Consider the following 14,948-nt stretch of genomic DNA (forward strand, 5'->3'; position numbering starts at 1 on the left):
TCACTCCGTTCACCGCTCACCCGTGACAACTTCCCAGTTCCGGGGTGCTCGGCACTTCGTGCCTGCGCGCCCGGGCTCCTGACGCTGTGGGCCAAGCAAGCCCCCGACCCCACGTGGAAGCGCCAGTCGGCCACCGCGGCGTGGTTCGGCGGGGTGATTCGAGGTATCGTGGTCTTCCTCATAGAGAGACCATGACTTCGACACTCGACCCGATCGACCCAGACGAAGCGTTCGACATGTACCTCGCCGACCGCGAGCCTGACGTCGCGAACAGCACACTCTACGCCCACCGATCACGACTCGGCCACTTCCTTCGGTGGTGTGACGAAACCGGCATCGAGACGATCGCCGACCTGACTGGGCGCGATCTCCACGCCTATCGGCTATGGCGGCGTGACGACGGTGACCTCAATCGCGTGACCGAAAAAACCCAGATGGATACCCTCCGGGTATTCATCCGCTGGTGTGAACAGCTCGGCTTCGCGCCGAACGACCTGCATCTCGCCGTCCAGAGCCCGACGCTCGAGCCGGAGGATAACGTCCGAACGCAAATGCTCGACGCCGAGCACGCCGAGGCGATCCTCGAGTATCTCGACCGCTACGAGTACGCCTCCTTCGATCACGTTGTCCTCACGCTCCTCTGGCACTGTGGGCTTCGTATCGGCGCCCTCCATACGCTCGACGTCGGTGACTACGATCCGACGAGCCGCTCGCTCGAGGTCCATCACCGGCCCGAGAGCGAGACCCCCCTGAAGAACAAAGGCGGGGGCGAACGCCATCTCGCCCTCGCTGACGACACCTGTGCGGTCCTCGATGACTGGCTGGCCGACCGCCGACCGGCGGTCACCGACGCGTTCGATCGTGAGCCGCTGTGTGCGTCGTCACACGGTCGCAGTCACAAGACCAACCTTCGAAAGGTGGTGTACATGTGGACGCGCCCCTGCGTCGTCAGCGGCGACTGTCCCCATGGGCGGACGATCGACGACTGTGACGCCGCTGGCTCGACGAAACCCTACGCGTGTCCATCTTCCGTGTCGCCGCACGCGATCCGGCGTGGCGCGATCACCCACTGGCTGAAATCGGAGTGGCCCGACCACGCCGTGAGCGATCGGGCGAACGTCTCGCGAGAAGTGCTCGAGGTCCACTACGATCAGCGCTCGGAGTCGGAGAAGATGGAACAACGACGACAGTATCTGGATACCATCTAACTCCCGCTCGGCAGTATCCCTTCTTTCTTCGCGGTGGCTCTGTTGAACCCCCGAGAGTGATAGATTCAGAACTCCCTGCGGTACGTACAGGGGGAAGACGTTACCAGTGTGGCTGTCTCCTTTCGGATACGTGTCAGAAATCGCCTGCTGATACGGAGAATAAGTTCACCACGATAGTGTGGCGTATTTCCTCGGTCTGCTCAGTAGCCCACTCGTTTGTCAACTCAGTCGTCACGGAAATCCGTAGTACTCGTCTTTTTGACGGCCTGAAACTCGGTTGATCCGCATTGACACCCGTTTCTCGCCCCGATCGGTTGTGCCGTGCCGTCAGGCCATTGCTCCGCTGCATAGGCAGCTCCGCAATCGAGACATGTGGCGACTGTCCGTGTGCTCTCTCCGCTGGGCATAATTATGCCTCCAACGAGTAATGCCATCAGCGCTATTTTTGGGTATCCAACGGGTTTTTACGCACTTTCTTGATTCGACTCCACTGTTTCGGGAAGGGTGCCCTCGAGGGTGTGTTTGATCCCCCGGCGGAGTCGAGACGCGATGGCCTGCTGGGAAATGCCGAGTTCGTCGCCGAGTTCTGCCATCGTCACTTCGCGCGGGGATTCGAAGTACCCACGCTCGTGGGCGAACACCAGTGTGTCTTGCTGTTTGTCAGTGAGTGCTGCCTCGGTTTCGGTCTCGACCGGCGTCAAGGCGTGCAGTTCCGTCAGTGTGACCGGGATCTCTAACTCTCGGCAGCGAGATTGAAAGGTTGCGAGATCGCTTCGCGTGTCGCCGCGAATGTCGAACGTCCACCGACGGCTCGTACCGGTTGCTTTGATGAGCGGAACGCCGGTCTCGGTCAGCACACTCAGCACGTCGTCGTACTCGAGCGACCACTCGACACGCAGGAGATACTCGTCCTCGACGGAATCGACGAGTTGGATGTCCCTCACGCCGGGGTGGGCAGCAAACGCGCCCTCGATGTCGTCAACTTCGGTTCCTCGTACCCAGAAGTAAGGGATCACCACGTCCTGTGACGGGATCAGTCGCTCCAGTTCGACCGTCACGTCCGGGAGTTGTGCGAAGATGGTGCCGAGGGGGAACTGATCGGATGGCACGGTAAAGGTCGCCTCAGTCGCCATGACTCGAACGATGTCGTACTGATTGTAAAACTCTTCCATGGAACAATGCGGAGGGGACGAAGGACCCCGTCAATCCGCTTTGATCGCGCTTGCCGTGCTAACTACGCGCCCTGAGTTCTGCACATACCAAATGAATTGCCCGGCTCCTTTCAAAAACGACATGAGCGACTCAGAGGGTGTATGCAGTACGGCCAGCCCATTTATTTCGCCGCTTCAGGAAGAGACCAATCGCTACATACGAACGCTTTCAGACCAAATCTCACGATAGCCGTACACGGTCGATTTCAGCAATATTCGAGTTCATAACGTACTCTCTGATACAGTCCTCGCAAACGAATGCCCAATAGATATTTCCACTCTCATATGTTACTTTAGTCACTTTCCCATCCTCACTTTGACAGTCGGTACATTCGATAGTTGATTGAGGGGATAGAAACGGATACTCATGTTCTACGGAATAGTTCATGGTTTCACTACAGGCTACAGTGACTTATCCTTGGTGTGATTATCTGGGTTACAGGTCAGACTCTCTATTCTTCTGAACTGGCGTTACGTCTATTATCTATACTGAGCGTTCAACCTTCCGCGTTGATCCTTCCTCAGCCCGTGCAACATTCGCGTTATGTATTCAACACAGCTCTGCGAATGCCAATATTAGCTGACAAACATGGTCGCATTAGGTTCGCACATAGAATGAATCTGTGATTCACGCAGAAATACGTGAAAAACGGAATCTCAACAGAGCCTTCGCGGTAGACCCGCCTTTATCACCGCCCCATGATGACGACGCGACAACTGTTCACGAGGCGAGAGTCATCTTCTCCCCGAAATATCGTGATTGCACTAATTGTGTTTGGACTATGTGTAATGCTGTTGTAGTATGGAATCGCATGTCACGAGAGACAGCAAGCGGGGAGATAGCGGGTGAATCGCTCTCGTCGTATTCACGCTGGGGTACTTCAGTAACCGACGCGCCAAAAAGAAACATCCGCGCTCGAGCGAGCGCCTCACAGGGGAGCTATGATCCGTAGAGTCTTCCTCGGCATCCTCGCCTCGATCGTCACGGCCGCCGCAAGCACGAGCGCCTTAGCAGCCGTACAAGAGGACACGAGCGCGGTCGTCGGCGAGTTGATCGAAGGAGACCCGTTACACCTCCTCGTCGAAGGAGCGCGGCTGACGAACTCGCTCGGCGAGTTTACGGAGGCCGAGACCGGGTCCGAGTTCCTCGTCGTTCGTATCGCCTACAAGAACACCAGTGACGAGTTCCACACGGTGAGCGGCCTGCTGAGCACGCGCGTTCGCGACGACGAGGCCTACACGTACGATCAGAGCTTCTACGGGACGGCCGAGGCACTCAATGACGGCCAGATCGCACCGGGGGAGGTCGAACGTGGGGATCTCGTCTATGAAGTGCCTGAGGATGCGTCGGGATTCGTCCTCGAGTTCGATTTCGAGATCGGACTGTTCGGCGATCTCGAACGAGCGGTGATCGATCTTGAAACGACGAGTGACGACCCAGCGACGCTCGAGCAGGAGCTCGCGATCGACGTCCACGGAATCGGCGACACTGTCGAGCACGAGGGAACGGCCGTCACCGTCAACGAGGCGACCACGGAGACCCAGCTCGACGACTTCACGGAGGCCGCAGCCGACCACGAGTACGTCATCGTCGACTTCACGGTCGAAAACGCGACAGGCGAGGAACAGCGCGTCTCGACGCTGTTGCAGATGCAACTCAAGGATGGCGAAGGACTGAGTTACGACGACGATCTGGGCGCGACCTCGGCCCTCGAGCGCGCCTTCGAGGAGGGGGCACCGATCGCGGACGGTGACGAGCGCCGAGGCCAGCTCGCTTACGAGGTCGAGGCGGGGCGCGAGCCACTGTACTGGGTGTTCGAGTTCTCGCTGTTCGCCGAGGGGGACAAGACGTTCTGGCAACTCCGCTGACTGAATTCTATTTTGATGGTTCGTTAACTCAATAGAACTGGACTTATTCCTTCTTTCTAACAATTTTCTAACGAGACTTTTTGTTTCGTGCTCTAAAGGTTTAAAATTCCATCAAAACCGGAATGCTCTATGCAATAGCGTACCGAGCAGTAGTCATGTAGTCACTCAGAAACCGCACGGCCCGTTGCAGCGGGCCGTTCACGCCCATACGGGCATTGGCTGTAGGGGGAACTCCGCACGGGAGCTCCGTTTAAGAGTTCTACTGTGACCTCCTTAGCGTTTCGGAGTCACGACTCTCTTCGGGGCGTCGGTTCGGGGTTCTCGCTGATCGGACGAACAAACCACCCAGACTCAAATATGGACACCGGACGCCCCATCACCATATCACAACGACAGGGAATGACTCCCCGAACGCCAGCTCCCCCGAATCACCGAATGCGTGCTGAGCATGCGCTCACACACATAGCCATGCCCGCCGTGTCGATCAATCAGAAGACCACGAGACGCGGGTGTAGCTCTCTGGGTGCCACGGCAGGCAACTCCCCGAGAAGTTTTTCTTTTTCTTCTTCGGGCTACGCAAGACCACCCCCGCCACGAGGCCAAGTCAGCGAACCGCCAGTAGAGGCGCTACAACCGCAAATTAGGTCCGTCGTCGAAATTTCATTTCGACACCAACCACCACCCCCCTCCTCACTCTCCCTGTTAGTAGCAGGAAGTAGTAGTGTAGGTGTTGGGAGATTGAATAAATCGCCCCTGCCGCTGGCAGGGCCTGTTGGTAGCCATGGCCGGGTGGTTTGGCGGGGGTGGTCTCAATGAGTGACGGACGCGTGCCGATCGACTGGTTGATCCCGGTGACTGAGTGGAGGCTGTTCCGAACCTTTGTCAAAACCGAATTCGGGGATTACAACGGTGCTCTCGGCCATCGAGTCGATGCTGCGATGCGAGAATACATCGATTTCGATACCGACCTCGCAGTACTCGAACAAGTGCTGGATGAAGCACTCTCGAAGAGAGGCCTCGAAGAAGAAAAACAAAAATCCACGGTCGGAATCGCATCGCTGGCCAATGCCGAGAAGAGGAGAGTTCAAGTCTGTGTCGATCCCGATGTATTGGTCGCATTCAAAAAGTGGGTCGACGAGAACTCCGATGATAGCTACGGCGTCGAGTTAGCGCGGGCACTTCGCCAGTACCGAACAAATCCTCGCAGTTCGCGGCTTCGTTCAAAATTCGAACGGTACTCGAGCAGTAAAAAGGCTTCTGCGTCCGCATACCACCATGATACTGAGGATGAGTCGCCATCCGTACCCACTGGTGAAGTGGAGGCCGATTCCGATCGAGCAACTGAAGAATCGGATACTCTCAACCGTCGAACGGAGAAGACAATCGAGGCATTACAGGGTTCCCATCCAGACGTTGAGACTATTCTCAGGAACGGTGGGAAGATCCCAACACGCTGGATCGATGAAGCAATCGTGGACGGGGCCGGATGTACTTCCAAGCCAGCAATCAAGAAGTATCGTAAGCGAGTAGCTAACGAGCTTGGGATCGTGAGGCATCCTCACTATCCTGAGCTGTGGGTGCACCAAGATTATTGCCCTGACTGTCCTGATCACAAGCCATGGGAGTGCTGGGTACCAGTACCCGTTCTCAAGGGTGACCCAGAGGCACGAGCGTACCGGGTCTGCTGTGAGGCTGGGCGTCGTGCTGTGGAGAAAGGCGGAATAATCAGACTCAGCGTTGACGAAGTCCATAAGGAGATCCTCGATAGCGAGGTAAGCACAAAGACGACACGAGATACGATGAAAAAGGTAGCAGAGATTGGCGGTGGCGGGTTCAAGCGTACAACGAGCCACGGCGCAAAAAAACGCCTACTGAAGGTCGATCTCGGCGCTCTTCGTGAAGACGAACCCGACCTTTATAACGAGATCGTTCAATACTACAATGGTGAAACGGGGTCAGAGGACGAGTGATCGGCGATAGCCGAGACACTTACGAGCTATACTGTCCGTCACGTCGCTGCAACTGCACTCTATTCGAAGAGACCACCACACGCAATATCTTGTAGAGCAACCGGTGTAGATGATAATCTCGCGCCGGACACCTTGATGCGTCGAAGAACGAGAAAGTCGATCTATTCTACCCCCAGTGCGAAACTGGGACTCCTATATTGACTATCCGGGGTAGGGTGACCGGTAAACACGTCTGCCACTCAGATCCTGCTGTCCTTATAAAGTCTGCGGCAACGAAATCTCGGCCTTCAGTGGCGTTGTTCTTCACTGTCTGCCCGCACTTGTTTACTACCAGCGGCTCTCAGCTCGGCGGAGATGACTATGTCATCTCCGATATTCTCATTTAGAAGAGAGTATGGGTAGTAGATTGCCTATCTGCGCTCGGATGCGGACCTCAATTTCACTAATCGTCCGCCTCTGCTTCGCCCCTCCAAATCAAGTTGGAAGTCTAACACCACTGTTTCACTGATTGAAGGGTGGATACGACACGCCGAGTTGCAAATACGGCCTCTCGCACCCGTCAGCGCGTTCTTACTCTGGGCGGGTTATCCCATCATTCTCGGTTGCAAACGTGCTCTCGGCGGCTGTGGTACCCTCCTCGCCGTCACTGGCAGCTGACTGCGCGATGAGCGTCTCGAGATCGACGCCGAGATCGTCCGGAACCCACCAGACGCGGCCTCGAGCGCCGACCTGCTTCGAGGCGAGAACCTCGCGATCGACGAGCTCCTCGAGCTTCTTGTGTGCCGTCCGCCGGGCGATCCCGACTGCCTCAGCCACTTCGTGGGAGGTTAACGGCTCTGCGGCATCCTCGCGATCGACAAATGCCTCGAGGCACGCGTCGGCTTCAACTCTGTACGGGCGTGTCATCGGTAGGTCGAGCTACGACGCCGAGTGGTTTAATTCGTTCCGTTGAAGGCTGCGCCGTCAACGGCCTATCATCGATAACGACAATCTCGGGCGTCGTAAGAGGGTTTTATAGTCTATGCCGTTGTAGGTATAGCTGAGGACAGACGGCCGCCTCGGCGCGTCACGGTAGGAGAACGCGCGGGTGCTGGAACACCCGCGGTCGGTCCTCAATAGGGATGAAGGACCATGTCAACCTACGCAACCGACCTCAAAAACAGTACCGCCGACAACCGACTCGATCGCCGCGACGTGCGTGCGCTCACCGAATACATGACGGTGATGGAACACGCCCTCGAGGTCGCGGGCGCTGACGGGCTGTTCCTCGTCGTCACCCAGAGCGGCAAGGCGTACACGGTCGACGTCCTTGACGAACCTCGCTGTACGTGCCCGGACGCTCAACACAACTTGCCGACCGCAGAGGGGCGTCGCACTTGCAAGCATGCCAGCCGCGTCACCTACGAGACAGGAATGCGGCCAATTCCGGAGTGGGTGAATCGCGGCGCGCTCGAGAGTCAGTTGCTCGAGGCCCGCCACGTTGACGGCGAGCCCGTGTTCGCCGCTGATCACGCGGCTGATCACAGGGACGACGCGGAGGCCGGCAGTGACGAGCGTGACGGGCCGCGGCGTGCGATCGCCGATGGCGGCCACGAACGCCCGGTTGACTGCTGTTGTGTGAGTGACCTCCCGTGCTTCATGTGCTGGCGCGCCGGCTTCCGAACCCCCGCTGGTGAGAACGCGAGGGAGGCCGATGAGTAGTGCGCCAGCCTCGAGTCAGGCAACGTGTGCCGAGTGTGGGCGACCGGTCAGTTCGGGCGTGCTCGAGATCGTCTCGACAGGGTTTGGTCCCGGTAATGACTACTCGCTCGACTTCTGCTCGGTCGCGTGTCGGGCACGCTGGCGGGGTGACGACGTCGTACTCGCGACGAGTACGCAGACTACGCTCACGGCGTTCGGCTCGTCGTAGTCTCAACACGGTCAAAAGGCTCTGGTGAACCCTTTACTGCTATAAATTGATATTTTGAGTGGTCAGTAAAAACGAACGAGATAACGTACCAATCAGTAGAACGGTCGTTGACAAGCATAACGGGCGTGCCCCGTAGTGGTTGGGCCATATCAGGGCACGCCAGTAGCCCATAGCGGATGTGGCCTCAAGTAGTTTGTGTGATTATCTGAGTAAACGTTTGCCCTCGCTCAATCCATCTGCAATGGAATCCGATTCTGACAGTAACCGGCTACATAAACCCTTTTCCGTCCCCATCCCCTATTCCGCCCGTTCGAAGAACCGGACTTGGGGTTGGGCCATGACACAGGAAGAACGCATCTCGGAGGCGACTAGTCTGCTACAGGAACTCGGGCTCAAAGAGTACGAAGCGCGCTGTTTTTTGGCGCTCACACAACTGTCCACCGGAACGGCGAAAGAGATCCACGAGATCTCCGAGGTGCCCCGGACGCGGGTGTACGATGCGATTCGTGTACTCGAGTCACAGGGGTTAGTTGAAGTGCAACACACCAACCCGCAGCGGTTTCGAGCCGTGGGGATCGACGAAGCAACGCGGACGCTTCGCCGAAAGTACGACACCCGACTCGAGACGCTCGAGTCGACGCTCCAGACTATCGAACGCCGAAAACTCGAGGAGGATGACACCCAGCTCCAGGAAGTGTGGTCGCTGATGGGCAACGAGGCGATCGAGTCCCGGACGCTCGAGCTTATCGACGAAGCGGAGTCGGAAATTGCCCTACTCGTCGTCGACGAGGAGCTGCTGTCGGACGCGCTGTTCGAGCGCCTCGAGGCGGCCCGAGAACGAGAGCTCTCGATTCTTCTCGGGGGACGAACGGAATCAATTACCGAGCAACTCGGAGCGGGACTTCCCAACATACGCACGTTCGAAACCGGTTTGGACTGGCTCACCGGGCCGGCGGTCGCCCACGAGGTGGCGATCAGTCGAATCCTGCTCATCGATCGCGAGACGTTGCTGATCGGCTCGTACTATCCAGACGCCGGCGATGGGAAGGCGAAAGAGCAGGCGGTGTTCGCGCGCGGTCTCGAAAACGGAATCGTGGTGCTGTTGCGTCGGCTGGTGTCCGCGGGGTTGACCACGTCGGACGATCCGGGAAAGGCGTAGACAGCCTCCTCGAGTAGTCGGTTGTGGGTCCGGGTCGCGTGGTCGGGGAACGGTTTCCTGACCGATGTGGAGCTCTACGGCGAAGAGGGATCGCTCGCTTCGGAGACGACCAGCTCGTCACTATCGAATCGGACACGATAGCGATCGATCCAAAGGGTGACGGTGACCGGGTCCGATTTCTGCTCTCGGACGAAGATATCGAGCGCTTCCGGGTCGACGTAATCGTAAAGGGTCGTCTCGAGCACGGTCAGCAGCTCGGTTGGATCGACGCTCTCGATGGTCGCGAGGGCGTCGATCACGGCGAGACTTGGCGCCGTGACCGACCAGTCGTACGTTTTCCGGAGGCGTGTGGCAGTCGGTTCGGACAACTGCGCATCCCCCTCTCGATCACTTTTGGCCATTACTCGTCTAATACGCTGCAAACTATTAAATCGGTGTGAGAATGTGGGTGAATGATCAACGAATCTCACTCAGGTCGAGTGCTGTCGAGTTGCCACGTAAAGATGGCTCGCAGGATGACGACGAGGCTGTTGCGGTCGCCAGCGCCCCAGATCGCCGTCTCCTCGATATCGTCGGCGGTGGCCTCGTCCTCGAGCACACTGACGAGCGCCGTCTCTTCGTCGGTGATCAACAGGCTCCCAGCGGGCGTATCCTGCCACTCCCAGAGGGTTTCGAACAGGGTGATCGACGGCACCTCCTCCCGAACGCGATCTTTGACCGCCCCCGAGATGCCCGCCAGATAGATCTCGACTCCCCGGTCGTCGGCGTCCCGTAGCGCCTCGAGATGGGCGTCTGTGAGCAACTCGTCGACGGTCATGTAGACGATCTGCTCGTCTGCCTCGGCGACGAACTCGTCGATGCGTGAGGACACTGCTTCCCGACCGGTGACCGTCCAGACGCCGTACTGCTCCTGTTGTGGCTGGGCTGGCCCGATCGTCTCCAAATACTCCGAGAGTTCGGTAATCGTGGTTTCGCGTTTGGTGTTGAGCATACGGACGATGGTCTCCTTCGAGATCACGATGAATTTTCGCGGCGTCGTGTGCTGAATGTCGACGAACCCCAGTTCGTGGAGTTGATCCGCCGCCTCGTACACCCGTGTTCGGGGAACGCCGTTGATACGAGTGATATCCTGTGCGGTACCCGTCCCGAGCCGAAGGAGATTGAGGAGTGTCTGGGCTTCGTACTGGGACAACCCGAGATCCTGTAATCGGTCGAGCGCCTCGGCTTCGGCCTGCTCTTCGTCAAACGATACCATAGTGGGTCAGACGAGGGTGAGTGCAAAAAAGCCCCCCCCCCCTCATAGCGGCATGCTCGAATCCGCCTCGAGCCATTCTGTGAGCAGACTACTCAAGTTCAGTAGTGACGAACTGGTGCAGTTTTTCGACGCGGTCGTTCGGGTGATAGTGAACCGTTTCCGTTCGATTGTCGTACTCAACAAGGCCTGCCTCTTCCAGTTTCGGGAGATGGTTGTGATATAGATCGAGACGGTGTCGTTCGGAGGGGATCGCTTCAGCTGACTCTGGGAGAATTTCGGGCGACACGTGTTCGACGAGTGCGTCAATTGCCACGGCATTCCGCTCGCTTTCGATTAGCTTATCGAGAACTGATCGGCGGTGTTGATTGGCGACGAGGTGCAGTGCTGTTTCGGTCGAAACAGTGTGGGCGATGTGACTCATCGTTGTTCTCCTGTAGCTGAATCATGGTCGCCATAGGGATTAACCCCATACTTCACTCAGATTCTCACATCTCCGGTGTCGAAAAACTACAAATGGATAGAAGAATCTCCCATATAACAATGTTTGGGAATACTGATAGACCGTGTCTGAGAGACACACTCCACAAAACCTGTCGGTTAGCGACTCCGTGGTCAAGATCAGAGCGCGCTGAATATGTGCCGTGTCTACAGCACGATTCGACGAACAGCAGCTGACCTCGAAAAAATCCGACAATCAGTCCGGACGTTGTTGTAAGCATGTAGTCCATGTAAATATATCTGAAAAATGAGATTCAACGGAGCCGGCCAAACCATTTGGGAAGAATCGGTATCCCGTTATGTCCATTGGTAGACGTAGTGACTGGGAGTGCGTATACTACTCGACGAGACGATCGTGCCTATGATATTCTAGTGGTGGAACCAGATTCCGAGAGTGTCTCGCGATTCACTGAGTCACTCGAGGCGGCAGTGAATACGAACACTGTGACGGTTGTCTCCACCAGCGCTGACGCGTTGGATTTCGTCAATCAATGCGGCGACTATACCGAGGCGCCACGGCCTGATCTCGTCCTGCTCGATCTCCATCTTCCCGACGAGAATGGAACCGAGGTGCTCGCCAAAGTCAAAAATCTTCCTCACGTTCGCCAGATTCCGATCCTCGTACTGACTTCCTCGGATGCGGCGGAAGACATCTACCAGTCGTACGAACTCCACGCGAACGCCTATCTGCAAAAGCCAGCGTCGGCAAACGAGTCTGACCAGCTCGTTCGGGCGTTCGAGGACTTCTGGCTCACCTCCGCTCACCTGCCGCCGAAAGAGCAATAGATTGGCTACCACGTGATGTCGGAGCAGGTGACGGCTGAGCGTGGGGTGTTCGAGGACGAACTCAGTATCGTTGAATTCCTGCGACGTGTCCAGCGCCGCGAGGAGATCCCACTCGACGTCACAGTCTACGGGCTCGATCAGTACTTCGACGTGTGTGACGATCCCGAGGCGGCCGCCGAGTACGTCCACACGATCCTACGCGATCGGGTTAACTACATCCTCAACCAGAGTCCGGTCATCCAGTTCGTCGTCGAGAACGTCGAACACTGGGAAGGGGCAGTCCTCCCGCTCGACGACACGGATATTCGGCTACGTCGGATCTTCAGCGGGAGCTTCCAGCAAGAAGCGCCGGGCTGGTACGCAGGCGAGTTCAACGTCCAGTCGTAGGAATCTCTCGCAGAGACTATTCAGACAATGCAGGACAGTTCAAATCTACCCATTCACTGATGGAGGTAGAGTATTCGAGTGGGTCAGTGTTATCCGATAGCCGCTATTCGATAATGGACAAGTCTCGATTTCGCGACAGACTCTTCTTGTTGAAAAAGAGTTTTGTCCATTCTCGTGTGTAGTAACTCTCGAGGAATTCGCACGACAGCCTCGACCCCCGTGCCAGATTGTCATGAACTCTCGAGCCGAAGTCGACCGATCGTTTATACGGCCTCGCTGCTTTCGGTCAACTTCCAGATGACTAAATTGAGAATGGGCGCTACAGGATTTGAACCCGTGACAACTTGGTCCGAAGCCAAGCACTCTGTCCAGACTGAGCTAAGCGCCCTCACCACCTGCTTTTCGTCCACCCGGTATAAGTCACTCGATTCGGGTCGTCTGAGTCACGTGATCTCACTCTCGAGGCCGCCGTCCCCTGTTCCCAGGTGGTGATAATCACCAGCATAGATACCAGTAACGGTAACCAACTCGTAAGTAAGCATGACCGTCTCCGAAACCCCGGTCGAGTCACCGACCGACCGATCAGCCGGCGTACTCGAGTTGCTCACCGACGAGGAAGGCACCTGGACGATGGTCCCCATGGGCGCGACCGGTGACGAGCAGATGACCCAGTGGATTTCCGTCGATAGCGCCGTGCTGTGTGAACTCGAGGAGATGCGCTGATTACCGGAGGTGTATACCAGACCTAGGCCCTCCACGGCCTACTCTGTATTTTTCGTGGCGACTATGGAGTCTTCAGGCGTTCTCGAGGGAATTCGTCCTCGAGGGAATGAGGCCGAGCCCGAGCAAGCTCGAGGGACCTCGAGCGCCTGCGGATGGACGTATCGGTCCGTTTATACGGAATCGATGAGCACACCAGCACATGGCGACGGGAGAGACGATCCGCGGGCTACTCGAACTGACGCGGCCGATGAACGTCGTCGCGGCCTCGGTGCTGACGTTCATCGGCGGGTTCGTAGCCGGCGGAGTCGGCGAGGCGCCGCTGCACCTGGGCGCGGCGGTCGGGGCGACGGCGTTCGCCGTCGGTGCGGGCAACGCGATCAACGACTACTTCGATCGGGAAATCGACCGGATCAACCAGCCACAGCGCCCGATTCCTCGAGACGCAGTGTCCCCCCGAGGGGCCCTCGCGTTCAGTCTCGCGATGTTCCTCGCAGCCGTCGCGTTCGCCATCACGTTACCGCCGATTGCGATCGCCATCGCGGTGATCAATCTCCTCGCGCTGATCACGTACACGGAGTACTTCAAGGGGCTGCCCGGAATCGGCAACGCGCTCGTGGCCTATCTCGTCGGAAGTACGTTCCTGTTCGGTGCGGCCGCCGTCGGCGACATCCGGGCGGCGGTCGTCCTATTCCTGCTCGCCGGCGTGTCGACGCTGACGCGGGAGATCATCAAGGACGTCGAGGATGTCGACGGCGACCGCGAAGAGGGGCTCAACACGTTGCCGATCGCGATCGGCGAACGGCCGGCGCTTCACGTCGCGACCGTCCTGCTCGTCGTCGCGGTGATGGCCAGCCCGGTTCCGTACCTGAACGGCTATTTCGGCCTCGCGTACCTGCTCGTCGTCGTCCCCGCTGATCTCGTCATGCTGTACGCGGCCGTCGAAAGTTACCGGAACCCAACCGCGGGACAATCACACCTCAAGTACGGCATGTTCCTCGCGGCGCTGGCGTTCATCGTTGGTCGCGCCGCGTTGCTCCTTACGTAGTCCTTCGTCACGCTGCCTCGAGACCGGAACGGTCGAGCCTGGAGCGTTGCCAGTCCTGTTCGCCATCCAGTATTCTCGTTTCCGACGCGAAACACACGCAGACAACTGTATAATCAAAAGTACTATATCCCGCTTGCTGCATCTACATACCATACGTCAGTGCAGCCGCTGGGAAGTACCGTCGACCGTGACCGTGGCTGCCGACGACGGGGTATCTGGTATGTACGATCTCGCAGACGTCCGCCCGGAGGAGTCGATCACCCCGGGGACGAACGTGCTGATTGCTGGGCCGCCGCTCACGGGGAAGCGCAACCTCGCGCTCGACGTGCTCGCGAGCGGCGCCGACGGGGGAGAGGGGACGATAATCGTCACGACGAAAGACAGCGCCGAGAAAGTTCTCACCGAGTTTACGACGCGAACGGTGAACGAGGATCCCGACGTGGGGGTCGTCGACTGCGTGACCAAACAGCGGGGGATCGGTACGGCCGACGACGACCCGCGGATCAAGTACGCGTCCTCGCCGGTCGACATGACCGGAATCGGGATCAAACTCTCTGAGTACCTCCAGGACTTCTACGAGGTTCGTGGATTGACCGAAAATCGCATCCTCCTGCACTCGATTTCGACGCTGCTCATGTACTCGGACCTCCAGACCGTGTTTCGATTTCTCCACGTGTTCACCGGACGAATCCAGAGCGCCGACGCTCTGGGCATCTACGTCATCGACTCGACGGCCCACGACGACCAGACGATGAACACGCTCAAACAGCTCTTCGACGGCGTCGTCGAGATCGACGAGGGAGGCGACGGCGAGCAGACGATCCGAACGGCCGGATTGTCCTGATTTCGATGGTGCGTCTCAAGTGGAGCCACGTTTCCACCTAGTCTTATCGTTCGGCTGCTGATTGATCGAGGGTCCCTTCGACTC

The 14,948-nt window shown here is 57.9% G+C and carries 16 protein-coding genes and 1 tRNA gene; 11 read left to right on the forward strand and 6 right to left on the reverse strand.

The window, feature by feature from the left end:
• Positions 1 to 191: 191 nt before the first annotated feature.
• Positions 192 to 1,208, forward strand: coding sequence for a tyrosine-type recombinase/integrase (locus ACFQO4_RS13660; protein WP_500261438.1), 1,017 nt, complete (start codon positions 192 to 194; stop codon positions 1,206 to 1,208).
• Between the two features lie 464 nt (positions 1,209 to 1,672).
• On the opposite strand, the gene ACFQO4_RS13665 is transcribed toward ACFQO4_RS13660, so the two are convergent.
• A complete protein-coding gene (locus ACFQO4_RS13665; protein ID WP_500261439.1) occupies positions 1,673 to 2,341 on the reverse strand; it encodes a helix-turn-helix domain-containing protein in 669 nt (222 codons plus the stop codon).
• Positions 2,342 to 3,361: 1,020 nt separating this feature from the next.
• Here ACFQO4_RS13665 and ACFQO4_RS13670 point away from each other — a divergent pair.
• Together ACFQO4_RS13670 and ACFQO4_RS13675 are read left to right on the forward strand one after the other, a co-directional pair.
• The gene (locus tag ACFQO4_RS13670) at positions 3,362 to 4,288 is read left to right on the forward strand and encodes a DUF4352 domain-containing protein (RefSeq protein ID WP_500261440.1); all 927 of its coding nucleotides are present in this window, start codon (positions 3,362 to 3,364) and stop codon (positions 4,286 to 4,288) included.
• A gap of 812 nt (positions 4,289 to 5,100) precedes the next feature.
• Entirely contained in the window at positions 5,101 to 6,258 is a 1,158-nt protein-coding gene (locus tag ACFQO4_RS13675) for a hypothetical protein (RefSeq protein WP_500261441.1), read from the forward strand.
• A gap of 570 nt (positions 6,259 to 6,828) precedes the next feature.
• Here the strand turns inward: ACFQO4_RS13675 and ACFQO4_RS13680 are convergent.
• On the reverse strand, positions 6,829 to 7,164 hold the full coding sequence (locus tag ACFQO4_RS13680) for a hypothetical protein (RefSeq protein WP_500261442.1): 336 nt from the start codon (positions 7,162 to 7,164) through the stop codon (positions 6,829 to 6,831).
• A 225-nt stretch (positions 7,165 to 7,389) separates the two neighbouring features.
• Here ACFQO4_RS13680 and ACFQO4_RS13685 point away from each other — a divergent pair, with 225 nt between their 5' ends.
• The 3 genes from ACFQO4_RS13685 (at position 7,390) to ACFQO4_RS13695 (ending at position 9,326) form a co-directional block, all read left to right on the forward strand.
• Entirely contained in the window at positions 7,390 to 7,959 is a 570-nt protein-coding gene (locus tag ACFQO4_RS13685; RefSeq protein WP_500261443.1) for an SWIM zinc finger family protein, read from the forward strand.
• Entirely contained in the window at positions 7,952 to 8,167 is a 216-nt protein-coding gene (locus ACFQO4_RS13690) for a hypothetical protein (protein ID WP_500261444.1), read from the forward strand. The genes ACFQO4_RS13685 and ACFQO4_RS13690 overlap by 8 nt, the downstream gene beginning before the upstream one ends.
• Before the next feature lie 337 nt (positions 8,168 to 8,504).
• Positions 8,505 to 9,326, forward strand: a complete 822-nt coding sequence (locus ACFQO4_RS13695) for a TrmB family transcriptional regulator (RefSeq protein WP_500261445.1) — start codon at positions 8,505 to 8,507, stop codon at positions 9,324 to 9,326.
• A gap of 74 nt (positions 9,327 to 9,400) precedes the next feature.
• Here the strand turns inward: ACFQO4_RS13695 and ACFQO4_RS13700 are convergent, their stop codons facing one another.
• From ACFQO4_RS13700 to ACFQO4_RS13710, 3 genes are all read right to left on the reverse strand, one after another.
• The gene (locus ACFQO4_RS13700; protein ID WP_500261446.1) at positions 9,401 to 9,727 is read right to left on the reverse strand and encodes a HalOD1 output domain-containing protein; all 327 of its coding nucleotides are present in this window, start codon (positions 9,725 to 9,727) and stop codon (positions 9,401 to 9,403) included.
• 65 nt (positions 9,728 to 9,792) lie between these two features.
• Positions 9,793 to 10,581: a TrmB family transcriptional regulator gene (locus ACFQO4_RS13705; RefSeq protein WP_500261447.1), complete on the reverse strand. Its 789-nt coding sequence runs from the start codon at positions 10,579 to 10,581 to the stop codon at positions 9,793 to 9,795.
• 88 nt (positions 10,582 to 10,669) lie between these two features.
• Entirely contained in the window at positions 10,670 to 11,002 is a 333-nt protein-coding gene (locus ACFQO4_RS13710; RefSeq protein ID WP_500261448.1) for a DUF7344 domain-containing protein, read from the reverse strand.
• 452 nt (positions 11,003 to 11,454) lie between these two features.
• On the opposite strand from ACFQO4_RS13710, the gene ACFQO4_RS13715 reads away from it, so the two are divergent.
• Together ACFQO4_RS13715 and ACFQO4_RS13720 are read left to right on the forward strand one after the other, a co-directional pair.
• Complete coding sequence (locus ACFQO4_RS13715; RefSeq protein ID WP_500261449.1) at positions 11,455 to 11,865, forward strand: response regulator; 411 nt, start codon at positions 11,455 to 11,457, stop codon at positions 11,863 to 11,865.
• Between the two features lie 15 nt (positions 11,866 to 11,880).
• Entirely contained in the window at positions 11,881 to 12,252 is a 372-nt protein-coding gene (locus ACFQO4_RS13720) for a DUF8076 family protein (protein WP_500261450.1), read from the forward strand.
• Positions 12,253 to 12,565: 313 nt separating this feature from the next.
• Here ACFQO4_RS13720 and ACFQO4_RS13725 read toward each other — a convergent pair.
• Positions 12,566 to 12,640, reverse strand: a tRNA-Arg gene (locus ACFQO4_RS13725).
• Positions 12,641 to 12,792: 152 nt separating this feature from the next.
• On the opposite strand from ACFQO4_RS13725, the gene ACFQO4_RS13730 reads away from it, so the two are divergent.
• The 3 genes from ACFQO4_RS13730 to ACFQO4_RS13740 all read left to right on the forward strand — a co-directional run bounded on the left by ACFQO4_RS13730 (position 12,793) and on the right by ACFQO4_RS13740 (position 14,864).
• Positions 12,793 to 12,975, forward strand: coding sequence for a DUF7511 domain-containing protein (locus ACFQO4_RS13730; protein WP_500261451.1), 183 nt, complete (start codon positions 12,793 to 12,795; stop codon positions 12,973 to 12,975).
• A gap of 199 nt (positions 12,976 to 13,174) precedes the next feature.
• Positions 13,175 to 14,020, forward strand: a complete 846-nt coding sequence (locus ACFQO4_RS13735; protein ID WP_500261452.1) for a geranylgeranylglycerol-phosphate geranylgeranyltransferase — start codon at positions 13,175 to 13,177, stop codon at positions 14,018 to 14,020.
• A gap of 220 nt (positions 14,021 to 14,240) precedes the next feature.
• Positions 14,241 to 14,864 (forward strand): RAD55 family ATPase, encoded by a 624-nt coding sequence (locus tag ACFQO4_RS13740; protein WP_500261453.1) that lies wholly within the window; start codon positions 14,241 to 14,243, stop codon positions 14,862 to 14,864.
• The last annotated feature ends 84 nt before the right edge of the window (positions 14,865 to 14,948 follow it).

This window comes from Saliphagus sp. GCM10025334, from assembly GCF_042663485.1.
Taxonomy (GTDB): domain Archaea; phylum Halobacteriota; class Halobacteria; order Halobacteriales; family Natrialbaceae; genus Natronosalvus.